The 14,839-nt window shown below is 67.2% G+C and carries 16 protein-coding genes; 14 read left to right on the top strand and 2 right to left on the bottom strand.

Annotated elements, in window-relative coordinates; genetic code table 11:
* Positions 1 to 22: 22 nt before the first annotated feature.
* The 8 genes from VLK61_RS11305 to VLK61_RS11340 are packed head-to-tail and all read left to right on the top strand — an operon-like array spanning position 23 to position 6,616.
* Positions 23 to 1,777, top strand: coding sequence for a tannase/feruloyl esterase family alpha/beta hydrolase (locus VLK61_RS11305; protein ID WP_325421162.1), 1,755 nt, complete (start codon positions 23 to 25; stop codon positions 1,775 to 1,777).
* Positions 1,778 to 1,825: 48 nt separating this feature from the next.
* Positions 1,826 to 2,698: a branched-chain amino acid ABC transporter permease gene (locus VLK61_RS11310; RefSeq protein ID WP_325421164.1), complete on the top strand. Its 873-nt coding sequence runs from the start codon at positions 1,826 to 1,828 to the stop codon at positions 2,696 to 2,698.
* Positions 2,695 to 3,717, top strand: coding sequence for a branched-chain amino acid ABC transporter permease (locus VLK61_RS11315; protein WP_325421166.1), 1,023 nt, complete (start codon positions 2,695 to 2,697; stop codon positions 3,715 to 3,717). The genes VLK61_RS11310 and VLK61_RS11315 overlap by 4 nt, the downstream gene beginning before the upstream one ends.
* On the top strand, positions 3,714 to 4,478 hold the full coding sequence (locus tag VLK61_RS11320) for an ABC transporter ATP-binding protein (protein WP_325421168.1): 765 nt from the start codon (positions 3,714 to 3,716) through the stop codon (positions 4,476 to 4,478). The genes VLK61_RS11315 and VLK61_RS11320 overlap by 4 nt, the downstream gene beginning before the upstream one ends.
* Positions 4,471 to 5,187 (top strand): ABC transporter ATP-binding protein, encoded by a 717-nt coding sequence (locus VLK61_RS11325; RefSeq protein ID WP_325421170.1) that lies wholly within the window; start codon positions 4,471 to 4,473, stop codon positions 5,185 to 5,187. Before VLK61_RS11320 ends, VLK61_RS11325 begins: the two co-directional genes overlap by 8 nt.
* Before the next feature lie 38 nt (positions 5,188 to 5,225).
* Positions 5,226 to 5,393 (top strand): hypothetical protein, encoded by a 168-nt coding sequence (locus VLK61_RS11330; RefSeq protein ID WP_325421263.1) that lies wholly within the window; start codon positions 5,226 to 5,228, stop codon positions 5,391 to 5,393.
* Positions 5,394 to 5,450: 57 nt separating this feature from the next.
* Positions 5,451 to 5,873: a protocatechuate 4,5-dioxygenase subunit alpha gene (ligA, locus tag VLK61_RS11335; RefSeq protein WP_325421172.1), complete on the top strand. Its 423-nt coding sequence runs from the start codon at positions 5,451 to 5,453 to the stop codon at positions 5,871 to 5,873.
* 26 nt (positions 5,874 to 5,899) lie between these two features.
* A complete protein-coding gene (locus tag VLK61_RS11340) occupies positions 5,900 to 6,616 on the top strand; it encodes an alpha/beta fold hydrolase (RefSeq protein ID WP_325421174.1) in 717 nt (238 codons plus the stop codon).
* A 109-nt stretch (positions 6,617 to 6,725) separates the two neighbouring features.
* On the opposite strand, the gene VLK61_RS11345 is transcribed toward VLK61_RS11340, so the two are convergent.
* Positions 6,726 to 7,751 (bottom strand): AraC family transcriptional regulator, encoded by a 1,026-nt coding sequence (locus VLK61_RS11345; protein ID WP_325421176.1) that lies wholly within the window; start codon positions 7,749 to 7,751, stop codon positions 6,726 to 6,728.
* 135 nt (positions 7,752 to 7,886) lie between these two features.
* Between VLK61_RS11345 and VLK61_RS11350 the strand changes: the two genes are divergently transcribed.
* From VLK61_RS11350 to VLK61_RS11365, 4 genes are read left to right on the top strand one after another with little or no spacing between them, the layout of a single operon-like run.
* On the top strand, positions 7,887 to 8,714 hold the full coding sequence (locus VLK61_RS11350; RefSeq protein WP_325421178.1) for a lipase family alpha/beta hydrolase: 828 nt from the start codon (positions 7,887 to 7,889) through the stop codon (positions 8,712 to 8,714).
* A complete protein-coding gene (locus VLK61_RS11355; RefSeq protein ID WP_325421180.1) occupies positions 8,702 to 10,261 on the top strand; it encodes a WS/DGAT/MGAT family O-acyltransferase in 1,560 nt (519 codons plus the stop codon). Before VLK61_RS11350 ends, VLK61_RS11355 begins: the two co-directional genes overlap by 13 nt.
* A gap of 31 nt (positions 10,262 to 10,292) precedes the next feature.
* Positions 10,293 to 11,636, top strand: a complete 1,344-nt coding sequence (locus VLK61_RS11360) for an MFS transporter (RefSeq protein ID WP_325421182.1) — start codon at positions 10,293 to 10,295, stop codon at positions 11,634 to 11,636.
* A gap of 50 nt (positions 11,637 to 11,686) precedes the next feature.
* Entirely contained in the window at positions 11,687 to 12,139 is a 453-nt protein-coding gene (locus tag VLK61_RS11365; protein WP_325421184.1) for a phasin family protein, read from the top strand.
* 113 nt (positions 12,140 to 12,252) lie between these two features.
* Here the strand turns inward: VLK61_RS11365 and VLK61_RS11370 are convergent, their stop codons facing one another.
* On the bottom strand, positions 12,253 to 13,173 hold the full coding sequence (locus VLK61_RS11370) for a LysR family transcriptional regulator (protein WP_325421186.1): 921 nt from the start codon (positions 13,171 to 13,173) through the stop codon (positions 12,253 to 12,255).
* A 98-nt stretch (positions 13,174 to 13,271) separates the two neighbouring features.
* Here VLK61_RS11370 and VLK61_RS11375 point away from each other — a divergent pair, with 98 nt between their 5' ends.
* Positions 13,272 to 14,150, top strand: a complete 879-nt coding sequence (locus VLK61_RS11375) for a VOC family protein (RefSeq protein ID WP_325421188.1) — start codon at positions 13,272 to 13,274, stop codon at positions 14,148 to 14,150.
* The gene (locus VLK61_RS11380; RefSeq protein ID WP_325421190.1) at positions 14,147 to 14,827 is read left to right on the top strand and encodes a class II aldolase/adducin family protein; all 681 of its coding nucleotides are present in this window, start codon (positions 14,147 to 14,149) and stop codon (positions 14,825 to 14,827) included. The genes VLK61_RS11375 and VLK61_RS11380 overlap by 4 nt, the downstream gene beginning before the upstream one ends.
* The last annotated feature ends 12 nt before the right edge of the window (positions 14,828 to 14,839 follow it).

Below are 14,839 nucleotides of genomic sequence, written 5' to 3' on the forward strand. Positions count from 1 at the left end.
CCTGCAACAGCGCCATCGCCGCATGGCGCTTCTTCCCTCGCTGCTGGCTGGTGCCGCTGCGGCGGCGCTGCTGGCCGGCTGCTTCGGCGGTGACGACGACAAGGCGAGCGCAACGGACACGTTCACGACGCCGCTCGCTGTCGCCAACGCCCAGGCCCAGTGCGCCGCCCTGGCAAGCAAGACGATCGCGGCCTCATCGATCGCTGAGCCGACGTCAGGCGCCGTCGTGACGGCGGCGACCTTCAAGCCTGCGGTCGCCGATGCGCCGAATGCCGCCGGCACGGCGATCGTGCAGGGGACGCCGGACTACTGCCAGGTGCTGGTCGACATCAAACCGGTCGACGCTGCGGCGCCGGTGATCAAGGCCCAGGTCAACCTGCCCGCCTCCTGGAACGGCAAGAGTGTGCAGCTCGGCGGCGGTGGCCTCAATGGTGTTCTCGTCACCGGCCTGGATCCTGTTCGCTCGGCCGGCCCGGACACGCCGCTCGCACTGACCCGCTCCTACATGACGTTGGGCACCGATTCGGGCCACCAGAACGCCGCCGGCGTCAATACCGCGGCCTTCTCGGCGAACAACGAAGCCCTCACCAACTACGCCTATGCGGCCTACAAGAAGACGCGCGACGTGGGTATCGAGCTGAGCCTTGCGTACTACGGTCATCGCCCGATGAAGGCCTACTACATTGGCGGATCGGAAGGCGGGCGCGAGGGCATGATCATGGCGCAGCGCTATCCGGCGGATTTCGACGGCATCGTGGTCGTCGATCCCGTCATCCGCCTGATCGGCCTGTGGCAGTACCAGCTCAGCATGGGTCAGATCCAGGGCACGCCAGGCAGTTGGCTGGGCGGCAAGATCCAGCTCATCCACGACACCGTGGAAGCCGCCTGCGACAGCCTCGACGGCATCGCAGACAAGGTGGTGAGCAACACCAAGGCGTGCAGGCCCCTGGCAGACGCCGCGATTGTCGCCAAGCGCTGCGCCTCGGGTACCGACGAGGGCGCCACGTGCTTCTCCGATGGCCAGATCAATGCATTGCGGTGGATCTACACCGGCCAGCTGTATCCCTTCAATCTGGCGAACGGCATCAATTCGTACCCGGGCTATCTGTATGGCAGCGAGGGCGTGCCCGCGGCGCTGGACGCCTGGGTCGTCGGCACCACCGCACCGACGACGAATCCGGATGCCGCGGGCGTCAGCCGCAGCTACACCATCGGTGGACAGCTGGTGCGCTACTTCGTGACCAAGGACCTCAGCTTCAACCCGCTTACCTTCAATGCGGTGGCCCACCAGCCGCGGCTCCAGGAACTGTCCAAGCTCATGGACATGACCAACCCGGATCTCAGCGCATTCCATGCACGCGGTGGCAAGCTCATCCTGCGCGAGAACCTCAGTGACAAGGGCAACAGCCCGCAGACCGGCTTCGACTACTACGACGCAGTCGTCGCGAAGCTGGGCAAGGACAAGGTTGACCAGTTCTTCGTCGCCTACGGCGCCACGGGACTGCCTCACACCTCGCCCGGGCTGGCAGGCGGGACGGCGAACGCGCCCAGCTATGGCACGCCGGGCCGCAACGACTTCGTCGGGCTGATCGACGATTGGGTGGTGAACGGGGTCAAGCCGGCGGAGTCGGTGACGCTCACCAACCGCACCGCCTTGCCGCCTTACGACATCGTCGCGTCCAAGCCGATGTGCCGCTACGGCTACTACCCGAAGTACGTGGGGTCCACGCCTGCGGGCGGCAACGTCGCGAGCAACTACGTCTGCACTGCAGCGTAGGAGCGCCTGACGGATCACCATGACGTTCGAGACTTGTACGGAGGTGGCATGCTGACCCTGCTCTTCGACGGTGTGGCCTACGGCATGCTGCTGTTCGTGCTGTCCCTCGGTCTGGCGGTGACGATGGGCTTGATGAACTTCATCAACCTGGCGCACGGCGCGTTCGCGATGGCCGGCGGGTACATCCTGGTGGCGCTGATGCACAAGGCTGGCTGGCCGTTCCTGGCCTGCCTTCCGGCGGCTTTCCTGGTCACCGCGGCCATGGGCGCGCTGCTGGAGTCGACCTTGTACCGGCCGTTGTACGGCCGGCCGCACCTGGATCAGGTGCTGTTCTCGATCGGCCTGACCTTCATGGCAATGGCGGCGGTGGACTACGTGATGGGCAGCTCGCAGCAGAACGTTCAGCTGCCCGATTGGCTGCGCCAGCGCTTCGAGTTCGGCGCCGGGCCATGGACGCTGGGCATGGGTGCCTACCGGCTGTTCATCGTGGTCAGCTGTGTGGCGCTGGCGCTGGGCCTGCAGGCGGTGCTCACGCGCACCCGCTTCGGCAGCCGGCTGCGCGCGGCCGTGGACGATCCGCGCGTGGCGGCGGGTCTCGGCATCCCGGTCAACCGGGTGTTCCTCATGACCTTTGCCGTGGGCTCGGGGCTGGCCGGTCTGGGCGGCGCGCTCGGCGCCGACATCCTGGGCCTGGACCCCAGCTTTCCTCTCAAGTTCATGGTCTATTTCCTGATCGTCTGCGCCGTCGGCGGCACCAGCTCCATCACCGGGCCGCTGGTGGCGGCGCTGGTGCTCGGCATCGCGGACGTGGTGGGCAAGTACTACGTTCCCAAGCTCGGCGCCTTCATCGTCTACATGCTGATGATCGCCATCCTGCTCTGGCGCCCCCAGGGCCTCTTCACCCGTGAGGCGAAGCGATGAATGAAGTGCTCTCGGACCAGGCGGCGCCCGGTGTGGCGGCCACAGGCCGAACTGCCGTGCCGGCCGCTGCAAGATTGCTCGCACCGTCGCGCTGGCGGCCGTGGGAGATCGCGCTCTGGCTGCTGATCTGGGCGATGCCCGTGGTCTTCGGCCAGCATGCGGCGCTGATCAACGAGATTGCCATCCTGGCGCTGTTCGCGCTGTCGCTCGACCTGATCCTGGGTTATGCCGGCATCGTCTCGCTCGGCCACGCCGCCTTCTTCGGCGTTGGGGCGTACGGGGCGGCGCTGTTCGCGAAGCACGTGATGCCGGATCCGCTGGTGGGCCTGGCGGTCGGCACGGCATTGGGTGCCGTGCTGGGCATCATCACCAGCCCCATGATCGTGCGCGGCACCGACCTGACGCGGCTGATGGTGACGATGGGCGTCGCGCTCGTGCTGCTCGAGCTGGCGAACAAGTTCGACACCCTCACCGGCGGCGCCGACGGGCTGCAGGGCGTCGTGATGGGGCCGCTGCTGGGGCACTTCGAGTTCGACCTGGGCGCTCGTGTCGGCTCGTTCTATTCGCTCGCGGTGCTGTTCGCGGCCTTTCTGCTGCTGCGCCGCATCGTGCATTCGCCGCTCGGCGTCTCGATGCAGGCGCTGCGCGACAACCGGCTGCGGCTGATGGCGATCGGGCTGTCGGTGCAGGGCCGGCTGGCCGCGGTCTACACGCTGGCGGCGGCGCTGGCAGGTGCCGCGGGGGCGCTGCTGGCGCAGACCACCGGCTTCGCGTCGCTGGACGTGCTGGAGTTCCATCGCAGTGCCGACGTGATGCTGGCGCTGGTGATCGGCGGCGCCGGCTGGCTCTGGGGCGGCTTGATCGGCGCCATCGCCTTCAAGGTGATGCACGACGTGCTGTCGGCCTTCACGCCCCAGTACTGGACGTTCTGGATCGGTGTGTTCCTGGTCGTGCTGATGCTGGTCGGGCGAGAGCGCTTGTTCAGGCCGCGCCGCTGGTTCGGGCGGGGATTGCAATGAGCGGCGTCGTTCTCGAAACCCGCAATCTGGTGAAGCGCTTCGGCGGCATCACCGCGACGCAGAACGTCTCGATGACGATCGAGCGTGGCGCGCGCCATGCACTGATCGGCCCCAACGGCGCTGGCAAGACCACGCTGATCAACCAGCTCACCGGCGTGCTACCCCCGACCGAGGGCCGCGTGCTGCTGCATGGACGCGACATCACCGACCTGGCACCGCACCAGCGGGTGGGCTTGGGGCTCGTGCGCACCTTCCAGATCAACCAGCTGTTCAGCTCACTCACGCCGCTGCAGAGCCTGGCTGTCGCGGTGGCGAGCCGGCGCGACGCGGCCCGGCGGTGGTGGCAGCCGATGGGACACGACCCGGACATCGCCGCCGAATGCGAGAAGCTGCTCGCGCAGTTCCGCCTCACCGAGCATGCCGACCGCCTGACCCGCGAGTTGCCCTATGGCAAGCGACGGCTGCTCGAGATCGGCCTCGCAGTGGCCCTCAAGCCCAGCGTGCTGCTGCTCGACGAACCGGCGGCCGGCGTGCCGGCGGCCGAGCGGCGCGACATCCTCGACACCGTGGCGGCCCTGCCCGACGACGTCTCGGTGCTGCTGATCGAGCACGACATGGATCTCGTCTTCAGCTTCGCCAAGCGCATGACCGTGCTGGTCAACGGTGCGGTGCTGACCGAGGGCACGCCGGCACAGATCGCCGCGGATCCGCAGGTGCGTGCGGTCTACCTGGGTGAATCGGAGGTGATGCACCATGGCTGAAGCGCTATTGCTGGAAGTGAGCGGACTGACCTGCGGCTACGGCGAGGCGGTGGTGCTTTCCGACCTGAGCTTCGCGCTGCGCGAAGGGCGTTCGCTGGCGCTGCTGGGGCGCAACGGCACCGGCAAGACCACGCTGCTGGACACCCTCGTGGGCGTGACGCGCCGGCATGCCGGCCGCATCGTGTTGGGCGGGCGGGAGATCCAGTCGCTGCCGATCTACGAGCGCGCGGCGGCCGGCATCGGCTGGGTGCCCCAGGAGCGCAACATCTTCAAGTCGCTGACTGTCGACGAGAACCTCAGCGCTGTCGCACGGCCCGGGCCGTGGACGGCGCAGCGCGCCTATGAACTGTTCCCGCGGCTGGCCGAACGAAAGCGCAACCTGGGCCAGCAACTTTCCGGCGGCGAGCAGCAGATGCTGGCCTTCGCCCGCGCCCTGGTTCTGAATCCCAAGCTGCTGTTGCTGGACGAGCCGCTCGAAGGCCTGGCGCCCATCATCGTCGAGGAACTGCTGCGCGCCATCCGCCGCGTCGCACGCGAAGACGGGCTGTCGTCCATCGTCGTGGAACAGCATCCGCACATGGTTCTGGGCGTGACCGACGATGCCATCGTGCTCGACCGCGGCAGCATCGCCTACCGAGCCGAAAGCGCAGCGTTGCTGGATGACCCGAGCCCTCTGGACACCTGGCTGGGGGTCGCCGCAAGCCACTGACATCACACCGTCCTGCGTCAGCGTTCAAGGAAGCGATCATGTTCCTCAAAAACACCTGGTACGTCGCCTGCAAGCCGGAGGAGATCGAAGGCAAGCCTCTCGGGCGCAAGATCTGCAACGAGGCCATGGTCTTCAGCATCGGCCAGAAGGCGATGGACGAGACGCCGTGCGTGACAAAGGTCGACGGCAAGGTGCTCGACCTATGAGCTGCAGGCACAGATCGTCTTTGCCTGCGTTCCCACATTGCTGGAGATAGACCCCCCATGGCGCTGCACAAGCCGTACAAGGATGTCCCCGGGACTACGGTGTTCGACACCGATGAGGCCCGCAAGGGTTATTGGCTCAATCAGTTCTGCATGTCGCTCATGAAGCCGGAAAACCGGGCACGGTTCAAGGCGGACGAGCGCGCCTATCTGGGTGAGTGGGCCATGACCGAGCAGCAAGTGCAGGCGGTGCTGGACCGTGACCTGAATCGCTGCATTTCCCTCGGGGGCAACATCTATTTCCTGGTGAAGATTGGTGCGACCGACGGTGTCAGCGTTCAGAGCATGTGCGCCAGCATGGCCAACATGTCCGAAGACGACTACCGCCAGATGATGCTGCGTGGGGGGCGGTCACCGCACGTCGATGAGAGCACGGGGTCGACGCCGGTGGAGGGGACTGATGCTGTCCGAACGGCGACCTGAAGGTCATCACGTGGGTGGATCAATCGATGGCTAGACCCTGTGTCGTTCTGCTGCCCGGTCTGCTGTGCGACGCTGCCGTCTGGCGCGAACAGTGCACTGCGCTGCGCTTCGCCGATTGCGTGGTGCCTTCGTTCGGGAAGCTGGCCTCCCTGACGGCCATGGCACGCAGCGTGATCGACGCGGTGTCGACACCGCGGTTCTCGGTGGCCGGCCATTCGATGGGCGGACGTGTCGCGCTCGAGATCGCGCGCCTGGTCCCGGAGCGGATCGAGCGCTTCGCCCTGCTGGACAGTGGCCTCGATCCGATTGCCGAAGGCCCGGCAGGTGAGCACGAACGTGAGAATCGGATGGCGTTGTTGCGGGTAGCACAGCAGCAGGGCATGCGGCACATGGGCGAGCAGTGGGCCCGCGGCATGGTGCACCCTGCGAGGCTCGAGACGCCGGTCTTCGAGGACATCCTCGACATGATCGAGAGGCAGACGCCGGAGATGTTTCAAGCTCAGATCGATGCGCTGCTGAACAGGCCGGATGGACGCGACGCCCTGATGGGCATTTCCTGTCCGACCCTCTTCGCGTGTGGTCGGCAGGACAACTGGAGTCCTTTGTCACGTCACGAAGAGATGCACGCCTTGTGCCCGGGATCGCGCCTGGTCGTCATCGAGGACAGCGGTCACATGAGCACGATGGAGCAGCCAGCCGCTGTGTCTCGGGCATTGCTGAGTTGGATGGATCACCAGCGATAGGCGCGCGGTCGACCGCGATGGCAAGACCACTGACTTCCTGCTCCGTGCCCACCGAGACCTCGCCGCGGCCACCTTGTCAAAACGCTGTTATTGCGACAGAACCCGCAATTTACCCGCCACGAAACTCCGACGGGCTCTTGCCCGTCCAGCGGGAAAACGCATGTCTGAAGTTGGCGGCGTCGCTGTAGCCGAGCCGGCTGGCGATGTCTTCGTTCGTCATCCGCGTCTTGCGCAGGTACTCGATCGCCAGGCGCATGCGCACCTCTGCCAGGAGGTCGCGGTAAGACGTGTTCTCGGTCTCGAGGCGGCGGCGCAGCGCACGCGGGTGCATCGCCAGCGTCTCGGCCATCGCCTCGACGTTCGGGAAGCGACCCGGCTGCGCCATCAGCGCGCGCCGGATGTTGGCCGCGATGCCGCCGGCGTCGCTCACCTCGCTCAACATGCGCTCGCACATCTCGCGCGCCGTTGCGTTGGTGATCGGGTCGGCGAGCGTCACCGAACGCGCGAGCCAAGCGCCGTCGTACTGCAGTCCGTTATGGGGCTGGCCGAAACGCACCGGACACTGGAACAGGCTCGTGTAAGCCTCGGCGTGTGCCGGCGCGGCGTAGGCCAGGTCGACGCGCGAGAAGGCGAACGAATCGCCCGCCATGTCCAGCGCCACCGTCAGGTGCATCGACAGCGCGAACTCGACCACGAAACGGTAGATCGGCTGCGTCGGGTCGGGCCAATGCACCGGCTCGCAGGTGTAGGTCACGCTGCTGTCGGCGCTTGCCCACTCGATGTCGGTCAGCGGCCCCATGACGCGAAAGTAGCGCGCCGAGAAGTCGACCGCGTCCGCGTAGGTCGGGCTGCTCATCAGCGCATAACCGTAGATGCCGTGTGCGGTGATGTGCATGCGCTGCCCCGCACGCAGCGCGATCGCGGGATCGCGCGACAAGCGCAAGGCATTGCGGAACGCGGTGTCGAACTGCCGATACGACACGCGGGTCGATGCCGTCCGCAATTGCGCCGGATCGAGCCCGGTGCCTTCGAGCGCAGCGCTGGGCGCCACCCCCTGCTCGGCCAGTTCGGCGACGACGACGGCGATCTTCTGCGGCGAATAAGCGGGCTGGTCGAAGGCGGGCGGCGGAAGCATCGGCGGCCAGAATAGCCGAGCGCCGGGAGCCCGGGAATCGGGCCCGTCCCGAATTCACCCGGCAAGCGGCCAGTTCGAACCTTTTTCGATGGGCGCAGCTCGGGAAAGATCACGGTCGTGAACTGCACCACGACCATGACAAGCACCGATCCCGCCACTCCCCCCTCGCGCGAACTGCTGTTGCTCGAGGCACGCGCCATCGCGGAGCTGGCCGCCTTCTTCTCGATGCTGCCGATGCTGCGCCTGGCGCCGGCGGGCGACGGCCACCCGGTGCTGGTGCTGCCGGGGCTCGCGGCAAGCGACGTCTCGACGCGGCCCTTGCGAGCCTTTCTGGCCGACCGCGGCTACCGCGCGCACGGCTGGAAGCTCGGCCGCAATCTCGGCCCGCGTCCGGGCGTCGAGGCCGGCATGCAGGCGCGCCTGGCCGAGCTGCATGCGCGTTACGAGCGCAAGGTGAGCGTGGTCGGCTGGAGCCTGGGCGGCGTCTATGCCCGCGAGCTGGCGCGCAGCGCACCGGCGCAGGTGCGCTCGGTGATCACGCTGGGCAGCCCGTTCGCCGGCGAGCCGCGCGCGAGCAACGCCTGGCAGCTGTACGAGCTGGCGAGCGGCCGCCGCGCCGAGGACTGGCCCGAGCGCCAGCGCATGAAGGAGCCGCCGCCCGTGCCGGCCACCGCGATCTTCAGCCGCAGCGACGGCATCGTCGCCTGGCAGGGCTGCCTCGAGCGCGAAGGCCCGCGCTCGGAAAACATCGAGGTGGAAGGCAGCCACAGCGGCCTCGGCCACAACCCGGTCGTGCTGTACGCGATTGCCGACCGGCTGTCGCAACCCGAAGGCCATTGGCAGCCCTTCGACCGCAGCGGCCTGCGCAGCCTCGTCTACCCCGATCCGAAGCGCGACGCACACCAACTCAAACAGCAACACCAACAGCAACACCAACCCGGAGACACGTCATGGAACACCTGAGCAGCATGGACGCCTCGTTCCTGCATTTCGAGACCGCCGAGACACCGATGCACGTCGGCAGCCTGATGCTGTTCGATCTGCCCGAAGGCTATGAAGGCGACTACTACGAGGACGTGAAGGCCATGCTGGCCAAGCGCCTGCACCTGTCGTCCGTGCTGACACGCAAGCTCGCGCCGATGCCCTTCGAGCTGGCCGAGCCGGTGTGGATCGACGACGACGACATCGACCTCGACTACCACGTGCGCAGCGTCAGCCTGCGCCGCCCCGGCACGCTGGCGCAGCTTCACCAGCTCATTTCGCGGCTGCACGCGACGCTGCTCGACCGCAGCCGCCCGCTGTGGGAGATGGTCGTGATCGACGGCCTCGACAACGGCCAGGTCGCCTTCTACAGCAAGGCCCACCACAGCGGCGTCGACGGCAAGGCCGGCGTCGAGCTGGCGAAGGTGCTGTACGACGTCTCGCCGCGCATGCGCGAGGTAGCGCCGGCGCGGCGCAAGCGGGATGGCGGCTACCAGCTCGGCGTCGCCGAACTGCTGCAGGCGGCCGTCGCCAACTCGGCGCGGCAGTACAAGAAGGTCGCCGAACTGCTGCCCACCGCGGCCAAGGCGCTCGGCGCGGCCGGCAAGGTGCTGGTTTCGCAACGCACGCCGAAAGGCGCGCGCTCGCTGAACCTCGGCCTCTCACCGAAGTCGATCTTCAACGACTCGATCACCAACCAGCGTTCGTACAGCACGCTGTCGCTGCCGCTGGCGGATCTGAAGGCGCTCGGCACCCGCGTCGGCGGCACCGTGAACACGATCGTGATGGCGATGTGCAGCAGCGCGCTGCGCCGCTTCCTCAGCGAGCGCGAGCTGCTGCCCAAGCAGACGCTGATCGCGTCGGTGCCGGTGAGCCTGCGCGGCGCCGACGACAGCTCGATGAACAACCAGGTGTCGGGGATCCGTGTCGACCTCGCGACCGACATCGCCGACCTGCCCGAGCGCTTCAAGGCGATTCATGCATCGTCCGAGGCCGCGAAGGCGGTGGTGCGCGAGCTCAAGCCGGTGCTCGGCGTCGACATGCCGGTGACCGGCGCGCCCTGGCTGATGACCGGCCTGGCCTCGCTGTACGGCCGCTCCAAGCTCGCGCGGCGCCTGCCGCAGATCGGCAATGTGCTGATCTCCAATGTCCCCGGACCGGCGATGCCGCTCTACATGGCCGGCGCGCGCATGACGCATTACTACCCGGTGTCGATCCCGTACCACGGCATGGCGCTGAACATCACCGTGCAAAGCTACGCCGGCTCGCTCGAGTTCGCGCTCACGGCGTGCCGCCGCGTGCTGTCGCAGGAGGAGTCGTACGAGATCGTCGGCTACCTGCGCGACGCGCTCGAAGAGATCCGCCGCCTGCCGAGCGTCGAGCAGAGCGCCGATGTCGCCGCCGCCGCGGCGCCGTTGCCCGCGCTGCCGGAACCCGCCAAGGCCGCGAAGAAGAAGGCAGCCAAGCCGACCGCCAAGCCGGCCGCAGCAAAGACACGCGGCAACGCCACCGCCAGCGGCATGCACTGAAGACCGACGACAACCAGACTGGAGACAAGCCATGACCTCAAGCGCGACACGGGCCGCCCTGCCCATGCCCCATCCCACCCCGTCGAGCACCGATGCGGTGTTCTCGAAGATCAGCTGGCGCATCCTGCCGATCCTGCTGATCGCGTACATGATCGCCTACCTCGATCGCGTCAACATCGGCTACGCACAGCTGCAGATGAAGCAAACGCTGTCGTGGGGCGATGCGGTGTACGGCCTCGGCGCCGGCATGTTCTTCATCGGCTACTTCCTCTTCGAGGTGCCGAGCAACATGCTGCTGGAGAAGATCGGCGCGCGCAAGACGCTGCTGCGCATCATGGTCTGCTGGGGCTTCGTCGCCGCGGCGATGGCCTTCGTCGAGACGCCGACGCAGTTCTACATCGCGCGTTTCCTGCTCGGCGTGTTCGAGGCCGGCTTTTTCCCCGGCATCATCCTGTACTTCACCTACTGGTATCCGTCGGTTCGGCGCGGCCAGGTGATCGCGATCTTCATGTCGGCAACGACGATCGTCAGCGTCATCACCGGCCCGCTGTGCGGCGCGATGCTGAAGTACTTTCACGGCGTCAGCGGCTGGCACGGCTGGCAATGGTTGTTCCTGCTGCAAGGCTTGCCGGCGGTGCTGCTCGGCGCGCTGATCTGGCTGCTGCTCGAAGACAAGCCCGCCGACGCGAAGTGGCTGTCGGCCGGCGAAAAGAAGCAGGTGCTCGACAGCCTCGCGTCGGACGCAACGCATACCGCTGGCGCGACGCCGCGCACGATGCTGCGCGACCCCAAGGTCTGGCTGCTCGCGCTGACCTACTTCTTCCTGCTCGGCGCGACCTACACGATGGTGTTCTGGCTGCCTTCGCTGATCCAGAGCTGGGGCGTCAAGGACATGCTCACGATCGGGCTGTTGGCCGCGATCCCGAACGCCTTCGGTGTCGCCGGCATGATCCTGATCGGTCGCAGTTCCGACAAGCGGCGTGAACGCCGCTGGCACTTCGCGGGCTGCGTCGGCCTGGCGGCCGCGAGCCTGGCCGTAACAACAATGCTCGCCGGCAACCTGACCGGCTCTCTGGTCGCGCTGTGCTTCGCGACGGTCGGCATTGCAGCCGCGACGCCGATTTTCTTCACGCAGGTCAGCGAATACCTGTCGCCCGCTGCGGCAGCCGTCGGCATCGCGCTGATCAGCAGCTTCGGCAATCTCGGGCCGGCGATCGCGCCGACCCTCAACGGGCTGATCACGCAGCGCACCGGCAGCACCGTCTACAGCATGGTGCTGGTCATCGCGCTGTACCTGCTGGCCGGCGTGCTGCTGCTGTTCGTCACCGCGCGCTCGGCCAAGGTGCCGGCGCGGCACTCCGCGCTGCCGGCCTGACAAGACTTTCGAATCCCCGCTTTCCCAACCCTGTACCACAAGGAACCACCATGGCAACCACCACCACCAAGAAACCGGACGCCGCGGCCGCGAGCACGACCAACGAACTGCCTTCGCTCGACGATCTGGTGAAGCTGCTCGAGCGCTTTCGCCTGCCCGGCGTCGATGCCGACGCGCTCATCGCGTGGCAGCGCAAGGACCTCGACGCGCTGGCCGAGGCTAACCGCCAGGCCTACGCCGGCATCAAGGCACTCGCCGAACGCCGCGACGAGATCCTGCGCGAGACACTCGTGCAATGGCAGGAGGCACTGAAGAATGCCATCGGCACCGACGCGCTCGCCAAGCAGGCCGACAGCGCCAAGCTCGGGCTGCAGCAGGCGATCGACCATGTGCGCGAACTGGCGGAGATGGAAACGCAGTCGCGCAACAACGCCTGGCAAGTCGTGCGCGACCGGACGCAGGAAAACATGGCGAACCTGCAGAAGCTCCTGCTGGTCAAGTAGCGCTCAGCCGCTTTGGGGCAGGGCTCGTGCAGTGATTGGCGAGCCGAGCGGTGCGGTGCTGCACTGCGCGTGCTCGGCAGTGCGAGCGTCCCCGCAGATCGATGCCCGTCGTGCTAGTCGCCGAAGAGCTCGGCGAAGACGCCCCGCAGCCAGACCCCGGCCGGGTCGTCATTGAAGCGCCGGTGCCAGACCATCGAGACGTCGAAGCCGGGAAAGCGCACTGGCGGTGTGATGAGCTGAAGCGCGACGTGTTCTGAAACGAGTGCAGCGAGGTTGCTCGGGACGGCGGCCACCAGGTCGCTGCCGGCAACGATGGGGCCGATGCTCAAGAAGCTGCTGACGCGCATCGCGACGACTGCGCGCACGTGCGGGCCCATCAAGACCTTCTCCACGGCCGCCGCGTGCTGTGTGCCGTGCGGGCTGCCGACGACATGCGGCAACTCGCGCAGTTTGCTCGCCTGCAGTCGACCATCGACCGCAGGGTGGCCGCGTCGTGCGATGTAGACAAAAGTCTCGCGGAACAGGCGCTTCTCGTGCACCTGCTTGCCCAGGCCGGGCAGGAACCCCACGGCCAGGTCGATTTCACCGGAGGCGAGTCCGGTCAGCAAGCCTTCTCGCGACGCCGACACAGTGTCGATGCTGACGTGGGGTGCGTGCTGCGCCAGCCAGGCAGCCATTCGCGGCAGGAAGTAGCGCTCGCCGATGTCGCTCAGTGCCACACGGAAGCGGCGAACGTCCTCGGCGGGAGAAAAGCGCGGCTTCTCGATCGTCCTGCGCACGATGGCGAGCGCCGCCGAGACGGGCTCGGCCAGCATCGCGGCGAACGGCGTCGGCTCGACGCCGCGCTGCTGGCGCACGAACAGCTCGTCGCCGTAGGTCTGGCGCAGGCGTGCCAATCCCCGGCTGACCGTCGGCTGCGACAGGCCCAGCCGCTCGCCGGTCGCCGTCAGGTTGCGGGTGCGCCAGATGCTTTCGAAGAGCTCGAGCAGGTTCAGGTCGAGATGCGGTGCCAACTTCCCGCTGTCATCACGCATGCGCATATCACGATTCCTGATTTGTCATTTCACGGATACCGGCCGCCTCCCTACATTGTCGACATTCCCGCTCGACTTCGCACTCCAGAGGCCTGCCCGTGATCGACCTTCACGACATCCGCTACGTCCGCCTCGGCACGCGAAACGTCGCCGTGGCGAACCAGTATGCGCACGACATCCTCGGGCTCGAGCTCGTGCGCATCGAGGCCGGTGCGCACTACTACCGCAGCGACAGTCGCGACCACACGCTCGTGTACTTCGAGGGCGATCCGACCCACCACGTGGTCGGCTTCGAGCTGCGCACAGCGGACGAACTGGACCAGGCGGCTTCGCTGCTCAGCAACGCAGGGGTCGATGTGCACGCTGGCAGCACCGAGCAGTGCGAGCAGCGCCACGTGCAGGCCTTCGCCAATTTCCGCGACCCCAGCGGCAACAGCATCGACCTGGTCGTCAGGCCGCACCACAGCGGCCGCCGCTACTTTCCGTCGCGCGATGCCGGCATCACCGGATTCAGCCACGTCGGGCTGTGCACCACGAATGCGCCGCGCGACGAGAAGTTCTGGACCGAGGTGCTCGGCGCACGCGTGAGCGACCGCATCGGCGACGCGCCACTGCTGCGCATCGACGAGGTCCACCACAAGGTGGCCCTGTTCCCCGCCGCACGCAACGGCGTGCAGCACATCAACCACCAGGTCGAGAGCATCGACGACCTGATGCGGGCCTGGTACCACCTGCAGAACCGCGGCGTGCGAGTCGTCTTCGGCCCCGGCCGGCATCCCACTTCCGGTGCGATGTTCCTGTACTTCGAGGGCCCGGATGGCATGGTGTACGAGTACTCCACCGGCGTGCGGCACATCACGGCCGCCGACGAGCCGTTCTACCGGCCGCGCCAGTTTCCCCGGACCAACGAGTCGTTCTGCATGTGGGGCGCCGTGCCGGACATCGCGGAATTCCGCAAGCCGCCGGAGGCCGCATGACGCCGACCGAAGCTGTGCAGCGACGGCTGCGCATGGCCGCTCGCGCGCTGGGTCGGCATGGGCTCGCGCATGCCTACGGTCACTGCAGCGTGCGGCTGGACGACAGCCACTTCCTGGTGTGCGCGTCACGCCCGATGGGATTGATCGGAGCCGGCGAGCCGGGTGTGGTCGTGCCTGTCGACGGCCCCCTTCCGGCTGGCGTATTGGGCGAGGTTCGCCTGCACCAGCAGATCTACCGCCGACGGTCGGAGATCCGCGCGGTCGCTCGCACGATGCCGCCGTTCGTCATGGCGCTGGGAACGGCGCGTCGCACGCCGCGACCACGGCATGGACTCGGTTCCTACTTCGGAGCCGGGGCGGCTCTGTGGGATGACCCCCAACTGGTCCGTGAGGACACGAATGCGGTCGCGGTGATCGATGCGATGGGTCAGGCCAACGCGGTGGTGATGCGCGGCAACGGGCTTGTCGTGGCCGCCGACTCGCTGGAGAAAGTGGTCTGCCTGACGTGGTACCTGGAAGAGGCTGCACGGCTCGAGTTGACCGTGCTGGGTGCGGGGCTCGAAGACGCATCCGCCGTGCTCACGCCGGCCGAATGCGAGCGCCGCGCCACGTCGGCCGGGGGCATCTTCGAACGCATGTGGGACTACCTGACGTCCGGTGATCCCGAGGCGCAGTGACAGAAGGACGAA

The sequence above is a fragment of the Aquabacterium sp. genome, assembly GCF_035476535.1.
Taxonomy (GTDB): Bacteria; Pseudomonadota; Gammaproteobacteria; order Burkholderiales; family Burkholderiaceae_C; genus Pseudaquabacterium.

Coding starts and splice junctions, on each gene's coding strand:
- VLK61_RS11305 (WP_325421162.1), top strand. CDS start 23: ATGGCGCTTCTTCCCTCGCTGCTGGCTGGTGCCGCTGCGGCGGCGCTG.
- VLK61_RS11310 (WP_325421164.1), top strand. CDS start 1,826: ATGCTGACCCTGCTCTTCGACGGTGTGGCCTACGGCATGCTGCTGTTC.
- VLK61_RS11315 (WP_325421166.1), top strand. CDS start 2,695: ATGAATGAAGTGCTCTCGGACCAGGCGGCGCCCGGTGTGGCGGCCACA.
- VLK61_RS11320 (WP_325421168.1), top strand. CDS start 3,714: ATGAGCGGCGTCGTTCTCGAAACCCGCAATCTGGTGAAGCGCTTCGGC.
- VLK61_RS11325 (WP_325421170.1), top strand. CDS start 4,471: ATGGCTGAAGCGCTATTGCTGGAAGTGAGCGGACTGACCTGCGGCTAC.
- VLK61_RS11330 (WP_325421263.1), top strand. CDS start 5,226: ATGTTCCTCAAAAACACCTGGTACGTCGCCTGCAAGCCGGAGGAGATC.
- ligA (WP_325421172.1), top strand. CDS start 5,451: ATGGCGCTGCACAAGCCGTACAAGGATGTCCCCGGGACTACGGTGTTC.
- VLK61_RS11340 (WP_325421174.1), top strand. CDS start 5,900: ATGGCTAGACCCTGTGTCGTTCTGCTGCCCGGTCTGCTGTGCGACGCT.
- VLK61_RS11345 (WP_325421176.1), bottom strand. CDS start 7,751: ATGCTTCCGCCGCCCGCCTTCGACCAGCCCGCTTATTCGCCGCAGAAG.
- VLK61_RS11350 (WP_325421178.1), top strand. CDS start 7,887: ATGACAAGCACCGATCCCGCCACTCCCCCCTCGCGCGAACTGCTGTTG.
- VLK61_RS11355 (WP_325421180.1), top strand. CDS start 8,702: ATGGAACACCTGAGCAGCATGGACGCCTCGTTCCTGCATTTCGAGACC.
- VLK61_RS11360 (WP_325421182.1), top strand. CDS start 10,293: ATGACCTCAAGCGCGACACGGGCCGCCCTGCCCATGCCCCATCCCACC.
- VLK61_RS11365 (WP_325421184.1), top strand. CDS start 11,687: ATGGCAACCACCACCACCAAGAAACCGGACGCCGCGGCCGCGAGCACG.
- VLK61_RS11370 (WP_325421186.1), bottom strand. CDS start 13,173: ATGCGTGATGACAGCGGGAAGTTGGCACCGCATCTCGACCTGAACCTG.
- VLK61_RS11380 (WP_325421190.1), top strand. CDS start 14,147: ATGACGCCGACCGAAGCTGTGCAGCGACGGCTGCGCATGGCCGCTCGC.